The 19,100-nt window shown below is 28.5% G+C and carries 16 protein-coding genes and 1 riboswitch; of the genes, 5 read left to right on the top strand and 11 right to left on the bottom strand.

The features are described 5' to 3' along the window. The first annotated feature begins 109 nt into the window (after positions 1–109). Positions 110–1,879, top strand: coding sequence for a peroxiredoxin (locus GFJ41_RS19010; RefSeq protein WP_114542563.1), 1,770 nt, complete (start codon positions 110–112; stop codon positions 1,877–1,879). 114 nt (positions 1,880–1,993) lie between these two features. Continuing rightward, positions 1,994–2,165: riboswitch (Lysine riboswitch) on the top strand. Positions 2,166–2,290: 125 nt separating this feature from the next. Continuing rightward, positions 2,291–3,715: a Na+/H+ antiporter NhaC gene (gene nhaC / locus GFJ41_RS01815; RefSeq protein WP_170074451.1), complete on the top strand. Its 1,425-nt coding sequence runs from the start codon at positions 2,291–2,293 to the stop codon at positions 3,713–3,715. Positions 3,716–3,743: 28 nt separating this feature from the next. Here the strand turns inward: nhaC and GFJ41_RS01810 are convergent, their stop codons facing one another. The 3 genes from GFJ41_RS01810 to GFJ41_RS01800 form a co-directional block, all read right to left on the bottom strand. Beyond that, entirely contained in the window at positions 3,744–4,502 is a 759-nt protein-coding gene (locus GFJ41_RS01810) for an acyl-CoA dehydratase activase (protein ID WP_035117822.1), read from the bottom strand. Between the two features lie 13 nt (positions 4,503–4,515). Further along, positions 4,516–5,670, bottom strand: a complete 1,155-nt coding sequence (locus GFJ41_RS01805) for a double-cubane-cluster-containing anaerobic reductase (protein ID WP_035117820.1) — start codon at positions 5,668–5,670, stop codon at positions 4,516–4,518. Between the two features lie 119 nt (positions 5,671–5,789). Next, positions 5,790–6,743, bottom strand: coding sequence for a calcium/sodium antiporter (locus GFJ41_RS01800; RefSeq protein ID WP_085281627.1), 954 nt, complete (start codon positions 6,741–6,743; stop codon positions 5,790–5,792). A 181-nt stretch (positions 6,744–6,924) separates the two neighbouring features. On the opposite strand from GFJ41_RS01800, the gene GFJ41_RS01795 reads away from it, so the two are divergent. Further along, positions 6,925–7,743, top strand: a complete 819-nt coding sequence (locus GFJ41_RS01795; protein WP_035117816.1) for a pyridoxamine kinase — start codon at positions 6,925–6,927, stop codon at positions 7,741–7,743. 36 nt (positions 7,744–7,779) lie between these two features. Here GFJ41_RS01795 and GFJ41_RS01790 read toward each other — a convergent pair whose 3' ends face one another. Then, positions 7,780–8,283, bottom strand: coding sequence for a hypothetical protein (locus tag GFJ41_RS01790; RefSeq protein WP_035117814.1), 504 nt, complete (start codon positions 8,281–8,283; stop codon positions 7,780–7,782). Positions 8,284–8,417: 134 nt separating this feature from the next. Here GFJ41_RS01790 and pdaA point away from each other — a divergent pair, with 134 nt between their 5' ends. Next, the gene (gene pdaA, locus GFJ41_RS01785; RefSeq protein ID WP_081949288.1) at positions 8,418–9,281 is read left to right on the top strand and encodes a delta-lactam-biosynthetic de-N-acetylase; all 864 of its coding nucleotides are present in this window, start codon (positions 8,418–8,420) and stop codon (positions 9,279–9,281) included. Between the two features lie 30 nt (positions 9,282–9,311). Here pdaA and GFJ41_RS01780 read toward each other — a convergent pair whose 3' ends face one another. Together GFJ41_RS01780 and GFJ41_RS01775 are read right to left on the bottom strand one after the other, a co-directional pair. Then, the gene (locus GFJ41_RS01780; protein WP_021428911.1) at positions 9,312–9,806 is read right to left on the bottom strand and encodes a hypothetical protein; all 495 of its coding nucleotides are present in this window, start codon (positions 9,804–9,806) and stop codon (positions 9,312–9,314) included. Between the two features lie 150 nt (positions 9,807–9,956). Further along, positions 9,957–11,552, bottom strand: a complete 1,596-nt coding sequence (locus GFJ41_RS01775; RefSeq protein WP_035117812.1) for a Na/Pi cotransporter family protein — start codon at positions 11,550–11,552, stop codon at positions 9,957–9,959. 184 nt (positions 11,553–11,736) lie between these two features. On the opposite strand from GFJ41_RS01775, the gene GFJ41_RS01770 reads away from it, so the two are divergent. Further along, positions 11,737–13,140 (top strand): CehA/McbA family metallohydrolase, encoded by a 1,404-nt coding sequence (locus tag GFJ41_RS01770; protein ID WP_035117810.1) that lies wholly within the window; start codon positions 11,737–11,739, stop codon positions 13,138–13,140. 7 nt (positions 13,141–13,147) lie between these two features. Here the strand turns inward: GFJ41_RS01770 and GFJ41_RS01765 are convergent, their stop codons facing one another. The 5 genes from GFJ41_RS01765 to kamD form a co-directional block, all read right to left on the bottom strand. Next, positions 13,148–14,149: a SpoIVB peptidase S55 domain-containing protein gene (locus GFJ41_RS01765; RefSeq protein WP_170074450.1), complete on the bottom strand. Its 1,002-nt coding sequence runs from the start codon at positions 14,147–14,149 to the stop codon at positions 13,148–13,150. Positions 14,150–14,344: 195 nt separating this feature from the next. Then, positions 14,345–14,992, bottom strand: a complete 648-nt coding sequence (locus GFJ41_RS01760) for a Dph6-related ATP pyrophosphatase (RefSeq protein ID WP_035117808.1) — start codon at positions 14,990–14,992, stop codon at positions 14,345–14,347. A gap of 222 nt (positions 14,993–15,214) precedes the next feature. Continuing rightward, the gene (locus GFJ41_RS01755; RefSeq protein ID WP_170074449.1) at positions 15,215–16,693 is read right to left on the bottom strand and encodes a Na+/H+ antiporter NhaC family protein; all 1,479 of its coding nucleotides are present in this window, start codon (positions 16,691–16,693) and stop codon (positions 15,215–15,217) included. A 35-nt stretch (positions 16,694–16,728) separates the two neighbouring features. After that, positions 16,729–17,514 (bottom strand): lysine 5,6-aminomutase subunit beta, encoded by a 786-nt coding sequence (gene kamE / locus GFJ41_RS01750; protein ID WP_035117806.1) that lies wholly within the window; start codon positions 17,512–17,514, stop codon positions 16,729–16,731. Further along, the gene (gene kamD / locus GFJ41_RS01745) at positions 17,514–19,091 is read right to left on the bottom strand and encodes a lysine 5,6-aminomutase subunit alpha (RefSeq protein WP_170074448.1); all 1,578 of its coding nucleotides are present in this window, start codon (positions 19,089–19,091) and stop codon (positions 17,514–17,516) included. Before kamD ends, kamE begins: the two co-directional genes overlap by 1 nt. Between the last annotated feature and the right edge of the window lie 9 nt (positions 19,092–19,100).

Here is a 19,100-nt window from a genome sequence, read left to right as displayed (position 1 = left end):
GTTCTAATATAATAAATATAACAAATTTGTATTAAAATAGCAATTCTTATTAGTAACATTAACCAGTTATAATTAATAAATTAAATATTAAGAATAACTTTACAAAGGAGTGATTTATTTGCCATGTCTTCCTAACTTAGGTACTAAAGCACCTAATTTCAGCGCAAATACAACTCAAGGACCTATCAAGCTATCTGATTATAAAGGTAAATGGGTTGTATTATTTTCTCATCCTGGTGATTTTACACCAGTATGTACAACAGAATTTTTATGTTTTGCAAAATATTATTCTAATTTTAAAAAAAGAAATACTGAACTTATAGGTCTTAGCGTTGATAGCAACAGCTCTCATTTAGCTTGGCTATACAATATATTTTTGCATACAGGTATTGAAATTCCATTTCCTGTAATAGATGATAGAAAAATGGAAATATCTAGATTATATGGAATGATTTCAGAACAAATGAGCGATACATCTACTGTTAGATCTGTTTTTATAATTGATCCAAATCAAATTTTAAGAACAATATTATATTATCCTTTAACTACAGGAAGAAACATTCCTGAAATAGTTAGAATAATAGATGCTCTTCAAACTTCAGATGAACATAATGTTTTAACACCTGCTGACTGGCTTCCTGGAATGCCTGTAATTTTGCCACCTCCTAAAACTTATAATGAATTAAAAGAAAGAATTAAGAGTTGCGACAAAAATAAAAGCTGTATGGATTGGTATCTATGTTTTATAGATGATAAAGATCCTAATAATAAAAAGTTAGATTATAATACTAAAACTAATTCTAAAGGTAGACCTCAAATAGATTCTCCTACAAATGTTATTCCAGTTAATCCAAATTGTCCTGACTTAAACAGATTAGTTGGAACATACGTTTTAGGAGACCCTACAAGTGTTGATGCATTTTTACTTGATTTCGTAATATATGCATTTGTTGAAATTAAACCTGATGGCACTTTATTTGTTCCAACACCACGTTACTTACGTCAATTACTTGCACTTAGAAAAGATAATCCAGACCTTCAGGTAATTGCAGCAATAGGTGGATGGGGTCAAGACGGATTTTCAGATGCTGCTGCGACTCCAGCTTCTAGATATAATTTTGCTAGACAAGTAAATGCACTTATAAAACAATATGACTTAGATGGAATAGATATAGATTGGGAATACCCTGGAACTAGTGGTGCAGGTATCAAATCTAGACCTGAAGATAGGGAAAATTTTACACTTTTACTAACAGCCCTTCGAGATGTAATTGGACCCGATAAGTGGTTAAGTGTTGCAGGTACTGGAACAAGAGAATATCTAAATAAAAGTGCAGAAATAAACAAAATAGCTCCTTTAATTAACTATTTCAATTTAATGAGCTACGATTTTACTGCTGGTGAAACAGGTGCACAAGGTCAAAAGCATCAATCGAACCTATATGAGTCTCCACTTTCTTTGCCTGGGTATAGTGTAGATATTATGGTTAATAATTTAATTGAAGCTGGAATGCCATCAGAAAAAATATTAATGGGAGTTCCTTTCTATGGAAGATTGGGAGCTACAATAACGAAATCTTTTGACCAACTTAGAAAAGATTTTATAAACAAAAATGGATATGTATATAAGTTTGATAAAGAGGCACAAGCTCCATATTTAGTAAGAGATGATGAATTTGCTATGTCTTATGACGATATGCTATCTATTTATATAAAAACTCAGTATGTAATAGATAACTGCCTTGGAGGTATTTTCTCTTGGATGGCTCCTTATGATAAAGCAAATATCCTTGCCAAAGCAATGAGTGATGGGATTAATAACCCTAGTGAATTAAGACGTGAGATAGAAGAAACATATGGACCAAACTTTTTAATTTAAAAAACAGTCTATCTTAATAAGATAGACTGTTTTTTATTTTCATAAAATTTAAATTTATATTTACAATTTCATTTAATATGTTATAATTAAATACATAAATTTAAACAGAATATAACTAATGGTAGAGGTTGCATTATTAAATAGTACTATTATTGAGGGAAAGCACCTAAGATTTAATAGGAAAGGTAATGATGCCGAAATATATAAGTTAAGCTTAAAACTTATATATTGGGGTTATGTATAAGATATATAACACTGTCACTTTATGTGGAGGGCTATCTTTAGATTAAAGTTATTATATTTTCAAATTATAATTTCAGGTCTAGGAATATCTCTTAATATTCTTAGACCTTTTTTATTATCATTCTCCATTCCCGTTATATTCTCAATACACCATTTGGAGGTTAAATTATGTTAAAAAGAGAAAAAAGGCAGGCATCGCTTGGCGATTCACTTCTATGTTTAGGATTTTTAATTTTTACACTATCAATATCTTTAACTAAACTAGGACTTTCAGCTCATATTCCCCTAGTTTTAGGTGGCGTTTTCTGTGGATTTGTTGCAATATTTAAATTAGGATTTACATGGAAAGAGCTTGAAGAAGGTATATTATCAACTATAAATTCTACTATGCAAGCTATTATAATTTTATTAATTGTTGGTATGTTAATTGGTACATGGATAATTTCAGGGGTTGTTCCAAGTATGATATATTGGGGATTGAACATACTTTCTCCAGGAATATTTTTAGTTGCTACAACTATTATATGTTCTATAGTTTCTATATCTACAGGTTCTTCTTGGACTACAGCCGGTACTATAGGTATAGCCCTTTTAGGTATAGGAAGTGCTTTAGGTATTCCTAAGGAAATAATAGCTGGTGCTATTATCTCAGGTGCATACTTTGGTGATAAAATGTCTCCTCTTTCAGATACAACAAACTTAGCTCCGGCTATGGCTGGCACTAATTTATTTACACATATAAAGCACATGCTTTATTCAACTATTCCGGCATATGTTATTGCTCTTATACTATATGCTGTAATTGGATTTAAATATGCAGGACAAGTTATAGATAATAGCCAAATTTTACAAATACAACAAGCTTTAGCTTCAAATTATAATACATTATCTCCATTATTACTATTAATACCTGTAATGGTTATAGTAATGGTTATCTTTAAAGTTCCTGCTATTCCAGGTCTTGTTATAGGTACCTTACTTGGAGGTTTTGTAGCTATAGTTTTCCAAGGTGCTTCAATTAAAGATGTTTTAGAAGTTGCTCAAGTTGGATATACATCAAATAGTGGAATGGCCTTTGTGGACGAACTATTAACTCGCGGTGGACTTAATAGTATGTTAGGTACAGTATCTCTTATGTTATGTGCTTTAACTACAGGTGGAATACTTGAAAAAACTGGAATGTTAGAAGCGCTAGCTTCTGCTATATTAAAATTTGCAAAAGGAACTTTTGGTTTAGTGTCTGCAACTATCTTTACATGTATAGGAACTAATTTAGCAGTTGCTGATCAATATCTAGCAATAGTAATGCCTGGAAGTATGTACAGAGAAGCATTTAAAAAGCAAGGTCTTTGTCCAGAAAATCTTTCTCGTTCTCTAGAAGACAGTGCAACAATAACATCTCCTCTTATTCCTTGGAATACATGTGGAGCATATATGAGTGCTACACTTGGAGTTGGATCATTTGTATTTTTACCATTTGCATTTTTTAATCTTCTATGTCCTTTAATGTCATTGACGTTAGCTGCTACAGGATTCGGAATTACAAAATTATCAGATGAAAACTCAGAAGAACTTGAAAGTTCTATTGCATAATAAAAGGATGGCTATCAGCCATCCTTTTTTATTTTTTATATCCAATAATCGCAGCTCCTAGTGCCCCTATTATTTGAGTATCATCAGCTATAAAGATTTTCTTTCCTAAATTATTTTCTATCATATTTACTAAAACGTTGCTTTTAGCAACCCCTCCAGTAAATGCAATATCATCTAATATATCAATTCTAGATAACATAGACTTAGATCTATTTGCTATAGATTGTAATATTCCTGACGCTATTGATTCTTTAGATATATTTTTTGCTAATAAACTAATAATTTCTGATTCAGCAAAAACAGTACACATACTTGATATATCTTGTGGAATTGCATCCTTAGCTAACTTATCAATGCTTTCTACATCACTTCCTAGTAAATTAGATGTAACTTGTAAAAAACGACCTGTCCCCGCTGCACATTTATCATTCATTATAAAATTAGATACATTTCCATCATTATCTAAGTTTATAACTTTACTATCTTGTCCGCCAATATCTAATATTGTCCTTATATTGTTATTTAAAAAATGTATTCCTTTTGCATGACATGTTATCTCCGTAACTTTTTTGTCTACAAAGTCCATGCTCACTCTTCCATATCCTGTTCCTACAACTTTATTTATTTTATCTTTTTCTATATCATTAGCAAGTTTTTCATAAACTTCTAATGATGCATTCTTAGGACTCCACCCTGTTGGTATAACAATTTTGTTTACTATTTTTTCTCCATCAAATAATACACCTTTTGTTGCTACAGATCCAGAGTCTATACCTATACTGTACATAAAATCCACCTACTTAGTCTATCATTTCTATAAAAGCTTCAAATCTAGTTCTTAATTGTTCTGTATCAGATTTAGAATAATCTGTTTCTATAGCCATATACGGTTTATTTTTAACGTTATTTACAAATTGTTTAATTCTATAACTTTCTACATTGAATGTATGACAAGCCTGAAGAACAACATCTATAACCCCATCTATCTTATATTCATCCATAAGTCTATCTATTAACTCTATTCTTGCATCATTATTTACCATGCATGAACAAGCTATGTTTATATATTTTTTAGCAATTGCATCTATTGGATCTGGATTACTTTCATCAACTAACTCATCATTAGATCTAATTCCTCCACAAAGTTCATATGCAACAACTACAGCACCACTTTCTTCTATAGTTTTAACTATTTTTTCACTAACTCCACCTATTGGACATCCTGTTATAAGTATCCTTGGTTTATCTTCACTTACAGGTCTTTCACCTTTTTCATATTTTTCTTTTATAGATGCAGTTAAATCCCTTACGCTTTGTTTTAATTCATCTCTATCAAATTTAAATCCTGAGTTATATAAAACTTGGTGCATATCAAATCCATTCATTGGTGGTGGCACTAATTTACCTAGTTCATAAAACTCTTTTAATAATCTTCTCTCTTCATTTTTATCTTTTATAGCATCTCTTATATCATCATCAGTTATTTTTACTTCAAACTTATTTTCTATTTCTTCCTTTAAAACTACTATTTCATTTTTCCAAAGGTCAAATGAATGCTTCCCAATCTTACTATTTGGTAATTGCATTAAATGTAAGTCTTTAATTTTTGCTAGTTCTTCATACATTTTCTTTTTACCATCACATGTAGTTTCTGCTATTAATAAATCTGAAAAATAAAAATATGGACAAGTATCTGTTATTGCATGTCCAAAACTTGATTTTATAAGTGGACAAAGATTTCTTGGTAATATTTTTTCAGCTTCTGCTATTGGTTCTTCACTTACCCCACAAACTCCAACTGTTACAGCTTTTGCAGCCATTGGTATCTCAACTGGAGTAAATGCACAAAATACTCCAACTAATTTTTTCCCGCTCTCTTTTAATTCTTTAGCTTTTATAAATCCATTTCTTCTAGCTTCACTAAACTCTTCAAATTTTTCTGGTAACGATATCATATCATTTCTCCCCCAACAATTTTAATGATTTATATCAAATTTTATCATATTTGGTATTTTTATGTAAAATAGTTAAAAACTATACTTCTTATACGAAATATAGTTTTTAACTATAACTGCTATTGTCTTATAATTATAAATATCATATATGCTATATATGTTGCCGTTAAAATTATACCCTCAAATCTATTAACTTGTTTTTTACTTATTGCAAATACATAAGTAATCCCGGTAACAATTAACATAATAATCATATCTACAAATACGATAGGTTGTACATGTATAGTATGTATTATTGATGATGCTCCTAATACAAACAATATATTAAATATATTGGATCCTATAATATTCCCCATGGCAATGTCGCTCTCACCCTTTCTTGCAGCTACAACACTAGTTACAAGTTCAGGTAATGATGTTCCTATAGAAACTATAGTAAGTCCAACTAAGTTTTCACTCATTCCTAAATCTATAGCTATATTTGTGGCACTATCTACAACTAAATTCCCACCTATTATAATACCTATAATACCACCTATGCTTAACAGTATACTTTTTGCTATAGGATCTCTAGAACTTCCTTGTTCAACATCCATTTCTTCCTTTGAAGATAATGCCATTTCCAATAAGTAATACATAAATATAGAAAACAATGCAAACAACATAAGACCATCAGATCTTGTAAGTGCATTCTCATTGTATCCTTGAAATTTTATATCGTGAGACAATATAAGTAAAACCAATGATGCTAACAATGCAAATGGAAATTCTTTTATTATAGTCGTCTTTTGAACCTTTACAGGAGCTATAATTGCTGATATCCCTAAAACAAATAGTATATTAAATATATTGGATCCTACTACGTTTGCTATAGCTATATCATTTTGTCCTTTCATAGCTGCAGAAATACTTACTGCTGCTTCTGGAGCACTTGTCCCAAAGGCTACTATGGTTAGACCTATTATTATAGTGGGTATATTTAATGCCTTTGCAATTGAGGATGCTCCAACAACAAAGTAATCGGCAGACTTTATAAGTAATATAAATCCAATCAAAAGTATTACATACTTCATAAAATTGTACTCCTTTTTTCTTTTAGATTTATATTAACCATATCTACTAATATTTATTACATGTAGTAATTAGTAGATAATTAATTGTATTAATACAATTAATTAATTTTATATATCTATATAAATTAATTAACATTAATAGTAATATATAGTTATATTTTTATTTAAAGGAGTTTGTTTTATGTTAAAAAAAGTGGCCGCTATTCATGATTTATCTGGTATAGGAAGATGTTCTTTAACTGTAGCTATTCCAATACTTTCAGCTTTAAAAGTTCAATGTTGCCCATTTCCAACAGCCATACTGTCAAGTCAAACAGGATTTTCAGAGTATTCATTTTTGGATTTGACAAACGAGATGAATAAATATAAAAATGTTTGGAATAACCTTAATATACATTTTGACTGTATATATAGTGGTTTTTTAGGATCTAAGGACCAAGTTAATATAGTCTCTAAATTTATAGATGATAATAAAGACTCATTAGTAATCGTAGATCCTGTAATGGGCGATGACGGAGATTTATACCCTATATTTGATAATGAAATGTGTAGTAAAATAAAAAGCCTAGTACAGAAATCGGATATAGTTACACCTAACTTAACAGAAGCGCTTATTCTAATTGGAGAAAATTTAAATAATACCAACTTAGACAAATCCAATCTAGTTCGTATTGCAAAGCAAGTTTCTAATTTAGGTCCTAGTAAAGTTGTTATTACAGGTATAAAAATTAAAGATTATATTTATAATTTATCATTTGATAAAAATTTAGATGAAGCTTATTTTACATCTTCACCATTTAATAATATTTCGTATAGTGGTACTGGCGATATCTTCACGTCTATTCTTGCCGGTATGATATTAAATGGACATTCATTAAAAAATAGCGTTATAAAAGCTAACAACTTCATCAGTAATGTAATTTCATATACATCTAAATTCGATACAAACAGAAATGACGGAGTTATGTTTGAAATGTTTTTAAATGAGCTTACAAATTAAACCTAAACACTTAATCTAAGTGTTTAGGTTTAATTTCTATTTTTTATATTTTAACTCTAAAATTTCTTGATTTACTTTTAATTTAAATTTATTGTCCTTTAATACAATTTTATATCCACTTAAGTATATATCTTTTAAACTTTTAACTATATCTGGCTTATTGTCTATAAAGTTAAATCTGTGCATGCATATATTATTATAAGTATTAACATCATTTAATATGTTAATTTCTGATTTTAAATTTTGTTTTGTTTGCATATTTCTAACGTTTTTTTTATACATTTTATCAAATTCTAATTGATAGAAGTTTAATTTAACTTCATTATAATCAACTATTCTTTCTATAATTCTTTCCTTTATATTTATATCATCTATATTGACAAGATTATGATCTATATAAGCTATTATATACTTTGATTCTATATCATTTTCAATAAATTTATTTAACTTATTATTTATATAGCTATCATTACAAAATACATTAATATTTATATTTATAAAAACTATAATTAAAGTAAATATTATTATTATCTTTTTCATATTTATCTCCTTTGAATTCCATATCTTAATATATTATTTCCTAATTTTTTATTTATTTATCCTATTTTTTCATAGATTATATTTGGATAATGTGTAAAAAATATAATTAACGTTTAAATTATAGAGGTGATAAAATGAAAAAATCAAAAAAAAGAAACTCCTTTTTTATAATTGTATTTTTTATAATTTCAGGATTTTTAATTAGTGGTAAGCTTGATTTATTTGATAAAATTAAAACTCAAATACTGAATACAGATCCAACAACTAGAGAATATAGTTGGTACTTTAATCCAAGAAATGACGGAAAACAGCCTACACCTATTAAAGAAGCTTCATTTTTTAAAAAGTATAATGCTTACTATGTAGGAGATCCAAATGAAAAGGTATTATATTTGAGTTTTGATGCAGGGTATGAAAGTGGAAATACAGAAAAAATACTAAATACTTTAAAAAAACATAATGCTCCTGCTGCTTTTTTCGTAGTAGACCATTACCTAAAATCAAATCCTGAAATGGTAAAAAGAATGACTGAAGAAGGACATTTAGTTTGTAATCATTCAAAGTCTCATCCTTCTATGGCTAGTATAACTGATTTTAATAAGTTCAAAGAAGAAATTGTAACTGTAGAAAATAGGTATAAAGAAATCACAGGAAAAGAAATGCCTAAATATTTTAGACCTCCTATGGGTAAATTCAGCGAAAAATCACTTGAATATACTCAGCAATTAGGTTATGACACTATATTTTGGAGCTTTGCTTATGTAGACTGGTATGAAGATAAACAGCCTAGTCACGAAGAAGCTAAAGAAAAAATATTCTCTAGAACTCATCCTGGAGCAGTGCTACTTCTTCATCCTAATTCTAAAACAAATGCAGACATATTAGATGATGTTTTAACTCATTGGGAACAAGAAGGTTATACAATAAAAAGCTTAGACCATCTTACAAATAAAAAATCATCTAATAATACGGATTTAAAAATTTTAGAAAATAAATAAAAGCAGATATTTTAATATCTGCTTTCTTTTTTATGCTTCTAGTAATACTGATTTTCCATTATATATTCCTACCCAATAAGGCTTATATATACTTTTAATGTCTAAAACTTTTATATCATGTATATGACACTTACTATTTATAACATTATTTTTTATTACTTTAATCATTTCATTTTTTATATTTTCTAGCATATGAATTTCATCCATTTCAGATTTTTTTATATTATTTTTAGATATATTTACTTTGTATGTATCTGGAGCTTTAGTTATAGATTTTGAAAACCCAGTATGAGTATTTACTAACATTGTAATTTTGCTCCTATTTATATCTTGTTTAAATATATTCTTACCTTTTATTTTAATAACTATATCATAAGTTATAACTTTATGCTCTATGTACTTAAGAGTTGTATTTTTTATCCTAGGGTTTAATTGGACCACTTTACTCATTAATGGTATATTATCTCTCTCAAATTTTTTCACATCATTTTTCTTCACTTTTACTTCTATTGCATCTATTATCATGCTGATTCCTCCTAAGATATAATTAGTCTTTTATAAATTATATTAAACATATCTTAGGTTTAATGTCTGTACAATTTAAAATATATAAATTTTTACTTAATATAATATCCTTAAAATAAAAAACAAGTAAGCATTTAAGCTTACTTGTTTTTACATTACTCTTTGTGCAATATTTAAAGAATGGTCTGCAATTCTTTCTAAGTTGCTAAGCAAATCTAAATATAAAACACCAGAATCAACACTGCATTTACTTTGATTTAATCTTGACATATGATTTGATCTAAATGCTTTATCCATAGCATCTACTTCATTTTCTATTTCCAAAACTTTTTGAGCTAAAATTTGATCATTTTCTTGCAATGCTTTAATAGCATACTCTATGCTAAGTAAAACTTTATCATATATTTCTTTAGTTTCAGTTTGACTTTGACTAGATAAGTTTATACTAGAATCCATAGATGATTGAGCTAATTCAGCAATATTTTCAGCATGATCTCCAATTCTTTCTATATCATTTACAGTGTTAAACATTAGATCAACTAATTCTCTTTCGTTATCATCCAGTGGACATTTGGATAATTTTAGTAAATAGTTTAAAATATGCTTTTGTAATTTATTTATATTTTTTTCTTGCTCTAAACACTTAAGAGCTTTTTCATTATCTTGATCTAAAAATGAATTTATTGCGTTTTGTAAGCTTTCTTTCGCCTGATTTCCCATACTTACAATTTCTTTTACAACATTTCCAAGTGCAATAGACGGTGTTTCTAACATTCTTTCATCTAAGTATTTTGTTTCTTTGCTTTCTTTTTCATCTTTATCTGGTACTAATTTAATTGCTATATTTACTATAAACTTAGCAAAAGGAATTAAAATTATAACATTTATTAAATTAAATAAAGTATGTGCATTTGCTATTTGTCTTGCTGCATCCCCAGGATTTATACTCGTTACTAATGCAACTATAGGCTTATTTAAAATTAACACAAATAGTAATGTTCCTATAATATTAAATGTTAAATGCATTACCGCTGCTCTTTTTGCATTTGTATTAGCTCCTATACTAGATAATAAAGATGTCACACAAGTCCCAATGTTATCTCCATATAATATTGGAAGTGCAGATGTTATAGGTATTAACCCTTGAGTAGCTAGTGCTATTAACATCCCCATAGAAGCACTTGAACTTTGAACTATTCCAGTAATAGCAAATCCAGCTAAAATACCTAAAAACTGGTGTTGTCCAAAGTATACAAGCGCATCTCTAAATCCTTGATACTCAGCTAAAGGTCCTACTGCATCTTTCATAAACTCCATACCTGTAAATAATATCCCAAATCCAATTAATATTTCTGCAATATTTTTTATCTTTGCCTTTTTAGTAAATAGAAATAGAACAATACCAATACCTAAGGCTATTGGAGCTAAACCTTCTAGGTTAAATGATACTAATTGAGCTGTTATAGTAGTTCCTATATTAGCTCCCATTATTACTCCTATTGCTTGTGTCAAACTCATTATACCTGCATTTACAAATCCAACTACCATAACCGTAGTTGCACTACTACTTTGTATAATTCCAGTTACAACTGTACCAACCAAAACCCCCATAAATATATTACTTGTGAGTAATCCTATAATTTTTTTTAACTTCTCACCAGCTGACTTTTGTAGACCATTCCCCATTAAATTCATCCCATATAAAAATAGCCCTAATCCGCCAATTAAATTTATAGCTATATCCAATTTAAAACCTCCTTTGTAATTAAATTGATATAAATAAAGCGACTAATTATTATTGTGTTAATTTTTTATATTTTATATACTTTAACAATTTATAAATTATATATTTTTTGCATTATTTTACATGAATTGAAAAATAGAATTTGATAAATATATAATTAAAATAACATTTAAAGGACTGATTATTATGACACAATTTAAATATATATTCATATTATTTTTTATATTTATTTTTTCAACTTCAAATGTACATTCTTTAAATCTAAAAGATACTACAGCTCCTAAAATAGATATTGTTTCTCCTGTTAATGCACAGCAATACATTATTTCTAAACCTACTATAAGAGCTACTTTCCAAGATGAAAATAATATAGATTTAAAAAGTGTTAAGTTTTTGGTTAATTATAAAGATGTTACTAAGGATTGCAAAATCGAAAATAATTCAATTTCTTATAAACCTAAAAATAAATTTAAAAGAGGCACTCAAATAATAGAAGTTTATGTTAGTGATGTAAATAAAAATAAGTCTAAAGCTGAATGGTATTTTAATGTAGGATCTCCAAATTATAACCATTATTATGGTTTAATCCATGCTCATACATCAAATAGTGATGGCCATGGTAGTTTTGAAGATGCTTACTATACTTCTAAATTCAAAGCTAAACTAGATTTTTTTGCAATAACAGATCATTCAAATATGTTGGATAAAGATACAGAAGTTACTTTAGATGATGGAAGTTTAAGCTCTAAATGGACAAGTTTAATTAATGTATCAAATGATTATACGTCTAATGATAAATTTTTAGCTCTTAAAGGTTTTGAAATGACTTATCCTTTTAAAAATAAAAAAGACCCTATAGGGCACATAAATGTGTTTAATACTAATGGCTTTATATCTACAAATGATTCTCTTTACTCTAATTTAGAAAGCTTTTACAAGGAAATTTCAAAACATGATGATTTAATTGCTCAGTTTAATCATCCCTGCGATACATTTGGAAGATTTAATAATTTAAAATACAATAAAGATGCAGATAGCGTAATTTCTTTAATTGAAGTTTGTAATGGATATAAAAGTGATATAACTAAAAACAAAATAGCTTTTGACGAATATCAAAAATCTTTAGATTTAGGTTGGCATCTAGCTCCTACATCTAACCAAGATAATCATCGAACTGATTGGGGAATTGCAAATGAATTCAGAACAGTTGTTTTATGTACAGGTTTAAACGAAAATTCATTTTATGATTCTTTAAGAAACATGAGAGTATATGCTACTCAAGACAAAAATATAAAAATAGATTATAGTATAAATGATGAAGTAATGGGTTCTACTATAAAAAACACATCCAATTTATATTTTAATATAAGCGTAATCGATAATGATCTTAAGGACAAAATTAAAAGAATCGAAGTAATTTCTAACAATGGGAAAATAGTTGCATATAAAAATTTCAGTTCTAACTTAGCTAAACTTGAATTGAAACTTTCTACGTTAAAAGATTCTTATTATTATGTAAAAGTATATCAAAATAATAATAAAATATCAGTTACAGCACCTATTTGGATTGAATTTAAAAAAGAACAATGATGAAAGATTATTCTTTCATCATTGTTTTTATATAAACTCCATTTCCATTTAAGGTATCCTTAGTCATTACATATGATAATGATCCTATTAACTTATCATTTTGAATAATTGGAGATCCACTCATTCCTTGTGTTATTCCTCCATATTTTTTTATTAACTGTTCATCTTCTACTTTAAAATCAAAACTTTCTATTTCTTTAGCTATTTTATTAATTTTTGTAACGTTTATTTTATAATACTTAGCTTCATTTTCATTATGTTTCATAACCACAAAAGCTTGACCTATTTTAACTTCATTTTCATTTGCAATTTTGCATATTTTGTTCTCCTTGTTATTTTGTAGAAAATTCACATTACCTTTAACACTATAGCTTCCTATATTTGAAATTGTTCCTAATAAATTTTCACTTTTATCCCCACTTATATTTCCTACATAATTTTTAGATGATTTTTTTATACGCGATAAATTTGATTTATATATTTCTCCTTTATTTGTAATTAATTTTTCATTTCCTTTAAATTCAATATCATGGCCTACTGCTCCAAAATTTAAATTTTGTGGATTTATATAAGTTAAAGTTGCTGTATATGGAATTTTATCTACTAAATACTCTGGTTTAAGTTGTTTTTTATCAATACTTACCTTTATTTTTTTATTATTTCTTATTAAACTTAAGTTTATTTTTTCATCTTCTTTCATAGAGATAAGAGTAGTTATTATATCTCGTTTAGATAATATATTTTTTTCATTCTGATTAAATATTCTTTTTACTGAATCTCCACTTACACAGTCTATTAAATCATAATTTTTAATAAAAGAATTTTTTTCTATTCCAAATATCATTACTTTTTCAGTATTTAATTCCATATGCAATAATTCTCCCCCTATTATAACTTCTTGAGATATTTTTTGATTTTTTTGCATTGAATAAACATCATTTGGCAATAATACTATTATCATATTTATTATTAAAAAAATAAAAAACTTAATTCCTTTAGATGATTGCATTTAGTGTCACCTTCTTAAATTAGTTTAGTATTTATTTTTATTATTATTTGCTTTAATTTAAGTTAATATAATGGTTACTATTTTACATAATTCCCATAGCTATATTTACCTCTTCAAATTTAAATTTATGCCCATTAATATGTGTATTTTTTGATTTGTAGCATAAAAAAGCCATCTTTTTTAAGATAGCTTTTTCTATACAATATTTAAATGTCCATAATTTCTTTCAATTACAATACCTTTATTTTCAAAAGATACTTTTTCTTTAAATAATGGCCCATCTATTACAAACGTATGATATTCTCCATTTTCACCACAAGCATCTGCCCCAGCATTTTTAATTTCAAGAACAACATTTTTTGTAAGTTTTTTACCTAATAAACTTTCATTTAAATAATCTAAATTTACAGTTTTTATTATAGTTGTAAATCCACTTTCTATAAATTCATAAACTAATGATTCTCTATCTTCTTGCCATAATGGAAAACTAGCTTCGATTCCTGAATTTTTACATCTTTCCACATCCCAATTTTTATGTTCTTCGATATCTATATCTCCAAATACACAAATACTTGCGCCAAGTTCCTTTGCTTTTGTTAAGCTCTTTTCAAACTCTTTTTCATACTCACAAACATCGCATTCAACTTCTAATAATGGGATGTCTAAGCTTTCACTTACTTGTTTTAATAACCTTTTATTTATTCCATGTGTCCATGATTTATCAGCATCTTTTTTTACAGTTGTCAAAAGAGCTACTGGCTCATAACCTTTTTTTATCATTCGATATAATGCCAATGTGCTATCTTTTCCCCCGCTAAATGACATAACAAATTTATTTTTCATTATTATATCTCTCCTAATGTATTTTATTTACATTAATTTTATCACATATATTGAATTTGCCAAATATGTATATTTATGCAAATTTTACAAAACTACATTAGTAATTATTAAATTTTTCTCAACAAAGTTTATTTCTGTGGGCTAAGAATCATTATATAAGCAAAGTAGTTTCCATACTATTGCCTTTTTAGTGCAAAAGAAATAGAGTCCTACGGACTCTATTTATATTATCTGTCCCTTGACTTTTTCTTCTTTCTTTAGTTTAACTTTTGGTTCACTTGGTAAACCAAACTTAGGAATAAATCTATCAAGTCCAGTTACTGTTAATATAAGTATAGACCCAACTGTAACAAATGCCATTATATTGTATTTTATTATATCAAGTGCTACAAATTTATGCAGTGGATACACTGCTGATAATATTCCTAAGTAGAACCCTATATAAACATGCCATGGTATTAATTGAGAACCAAATACCCCTAGGGAACTAGAGAAAGTAGCATTTCTTAAACGTAGTTGGTATAACTCTTCTTCACTACCCTCTACATTCTTTTCAACTAATTCTTTAGTTACAGGTCCTACTGTAACAATTTGAGCCATTTCATCTGCAAGTGCAGCATTTCCTATTAAACACAATAAACCATTCATAAACATTAGTTGCTTTACATTTCTAGCAAGATACATTATTGCATTTGATAATGGTTCAAAAGCTTTCATCTTAGACATCACTCCACCGAATGCCCCTACCCACATCATCATTACTATAACCCAAGAACCTGCATCTTTAAATCCACTCATCATTAACTTTAAGAAACTATTTAAAGAGTCTACAGTCCCTGCAAAAGAACCAAATATAAATGATGACGCTATACCAACACCTAAACATACTAGTGTAGGTAATCCTTTAATAGCTACTGCTAAAACTAATAGTAGTGGTATTGCCATATAATATGGTACCCCTGCTTTCACCTGATTTAAAAGATCTACGGCTGATGGTCTTGCAGTTTCTAAGTCAACCATTACTTGAGCAGGTATTTGCTCTATTGCTAATGCAGCATTAGCAGCTTCTGATGGCAATCCCTTATATACACTCCATCCATATATGAATATCATTGATATTACTAGACATACTATAGACCATGGTCCTTGAGATTTAATTCTATCTATTACCTCAACCCCCTGTATACCAGAACTTACAACTGTTGTATCTGATATAAGCCCTATGTTATCTCCAAAGCAAGCTCCCCCAGCTATTGACGCAGTTGTTAATAATATATCTCCACCAACCATATGGTTTAACCATAAAAATATGGGAGCACATGCTGCAAAAGTTCCCCATGAAGTTCCCGTAGCTACTGAAAGTACACAAGTAACTATAAATGCAACTAATGCAATAGTTCTACCTGTTACACCTAGGGAAAGTGCTATATTAACTATTGAAGCTCCAACCCCTGTAGTCATAAATGCTTCTGCCATAGCATAAGCAAACATTAATATAAAGAAAACTAAATTTAAATGTTTTACATTATCAACAGCACAATCCACTAAATCATTAAACTTAAACTTATCTGTTATTGAAGCTACAATAAATGCACATATTGTAGCTATTGGTGCTGCTATTAAACAATCCACTTTAAAAATCATTAAACCTGCTAATACAAATACTGGTGAAAACTTAAATAATCCAACTAAAATATTCACGACGGAATAGTCCCCCTTAATATAATCCTTTTTTATTATACTAGATTTCTATTAACTAACTCTTCTACAAAGAAACTTCCAACATCTTGTGCAAATTTTCCTGGCCCAAATCCTGCATCATACCCTAATTCTTTTGCAAGTTCATGACTTATTCTTGGTCCACCACATAAAAGTACTACTTTATCACGTAATCCTTCAGCTTCTAATAGTTCTACTAAATTAGTTAGGTTTTCTATATGAATATTCTTTTGTGTTACAGTTTGAGAAACTAATAATACGTCTGCTTTAAGTTCTACTGCTTTTTTTATAAATTCTTCATTTGGAACCTGGCTTCCTAAATTGTAAGCTTCTATTCCTTCATATCTTTCTAATCCATAGTTTCCTGCATAACCCTTCATATTCATTATTGCATCTATTCCAACTGTATGTGCATCAGTTCCTGTACTTGCACCTACTACTACTACATCTCTTTTTATATTTTCTTTTATGTATTCTTCTATTTCATATTTATCCATAGTATCTTCTTGTGCTACTTCTACATGTATATCTTCGTAGTTTACACCTTTTTCTAAACTTCCATATACTACATAGAATGTAATTTCGCTATCAAGTGCCTTGTGATGTGCTACATTTATATCACCAAGCCCCATATTTTTAGCTGTAAGTTTTGCAGCCTCTATACCTTTTTCATCATCTTTTATAGGTAATGTAAAGCTTACTTGCACTTTAGAATCATTTAATGTGTCTCCATAAGGCTTTACATTTTTTAAATCAAGATTTTGATCGTATTCTTTAGCTTCCATAGAATATAGTCCGCTCATTAACAGTCCCCCCCTAACACTAACTCTTTTTCTAGCATTAACTCTACAAATGGATTGAAGTATGCATTCTCTTTCATAACAACTCCATCAAGACCTTTTCCACCATCTACTGGTCTTTTTATACCTGCAAACTTACCTTGTTCTAATGTTTTAAATAGTCCTTCTTTTTCTATCTCAGCTATTAACTCATATGCATTATTTAAAACTTCATTAACTCTAGTGCACATGATACCATCTTTTTTAAACTCTATTTCACTACCTAAGTCTTTCATAGTATTAAATATATATTGAGCATTATCTATAGATATAGCTCTATCTGATATAAATGGAGTATGTATTGCTTCTGTAAGCATTCCTAATAAGTGTAACTTTTGGCCTGTCATTATAGTTACCATATTAAATAGTGCGTCTTGTACTTGACCTTTAAATATATCACCTGTCATAAATTTAGTTGGTGGCATATACTTAAGAGGTGCTTTGGGGAATATTTCCCTAGCCATTTGAGCTTGAGCTAATTCATATAAGAATCCATTTTCAAAATCAGGACTTATTTCAAAAGCATGTCCAAGTCCCATTTGCTCTTCAGGTAGCCCTGCAACTAATGCAAATTGTTCATTTATAAATTGAGATGCAAGTACAGTATGCGCTTCTTCTACAGCATCTGCTGTTGTTAAGTAGTTATCTTCACCAGTGTTTATTATAACTCCAGCATATCCATTTATTATTCTTGAGAAGTATTGATCTATCATAGTTCTCTTCATATTTATATCTCTAAATAATATTCCATATAAAGCATCATTTAACATAACATCTAATCTATTTTGTGCTCCAAGTGCTGCTATTTCTGGCATACATAATCCTGAACAGTAGTTACAAAGTCTTATATATCTTCCTAATTCTTTTCCAACTTTATCAAGTGCTTCTCTCATTAATCTAAAGTTTTCACCTGTTGCATATGTTCCACCAAATCCATCAGTAGTAGCTCCATATGGAACATAATCAAGTAAACTTTGCCCGGTTGTTCTTATAACTGCTATTATATCTGCACCTTGTTTAGCTGCAGCTACTGCTTGAGTTATATCTTCATATATATTTCCTGTTGCAACTATCAAATATAAATACGGACCTTTTTTATCGCCATACTCATTTAAGAATTCTTCTCTTTTATTTCTATTTTCTTTTATTTGATTTACACTTTTTCTAGCTATTTCATTTATTTTAATCTTAACTTCAAATACATCATTTTCCTTAAGTGAAGATAATTCTAATTCCCCTTTAGATACTTCTTCTGCTATTTCTTGTGGATTAAGACCTGTGTTTATCATAGCATTACCTATATAGTAAGCAACACCCATTCCTAAAGATCCATTGTTAGAATTCTTTATACTATCTACAACTATATTTGGAAGTGGTACACCAAATTCATCTACCCCATCAACACCAAGCAATCTTAGTATACTTCTTTCAACAGTTACTGTAGTGTGCTTGTTTATAAATTCTTGTGTGTCTAATACTATGTTTTGTGCTGATTTACGAGCTTTCTCAACTATACTAAAATCTAAATTTAACTTACTCATATTATCCCC

The sequence above is a fragment of the Paraclostridium dentum genome (assembly GCF_012922555.1).
In the GTDB taxonomy this organism is placed as follows: Bacteria; Bacillota; Clostridia; order Peptostreptococcales; family Peptostreptococcaceae; genus Paraclostridium; species Paraclostridium dentum.
This window is presented reverse-complemented; position numbering and strand designations above follow the sequence as displayed.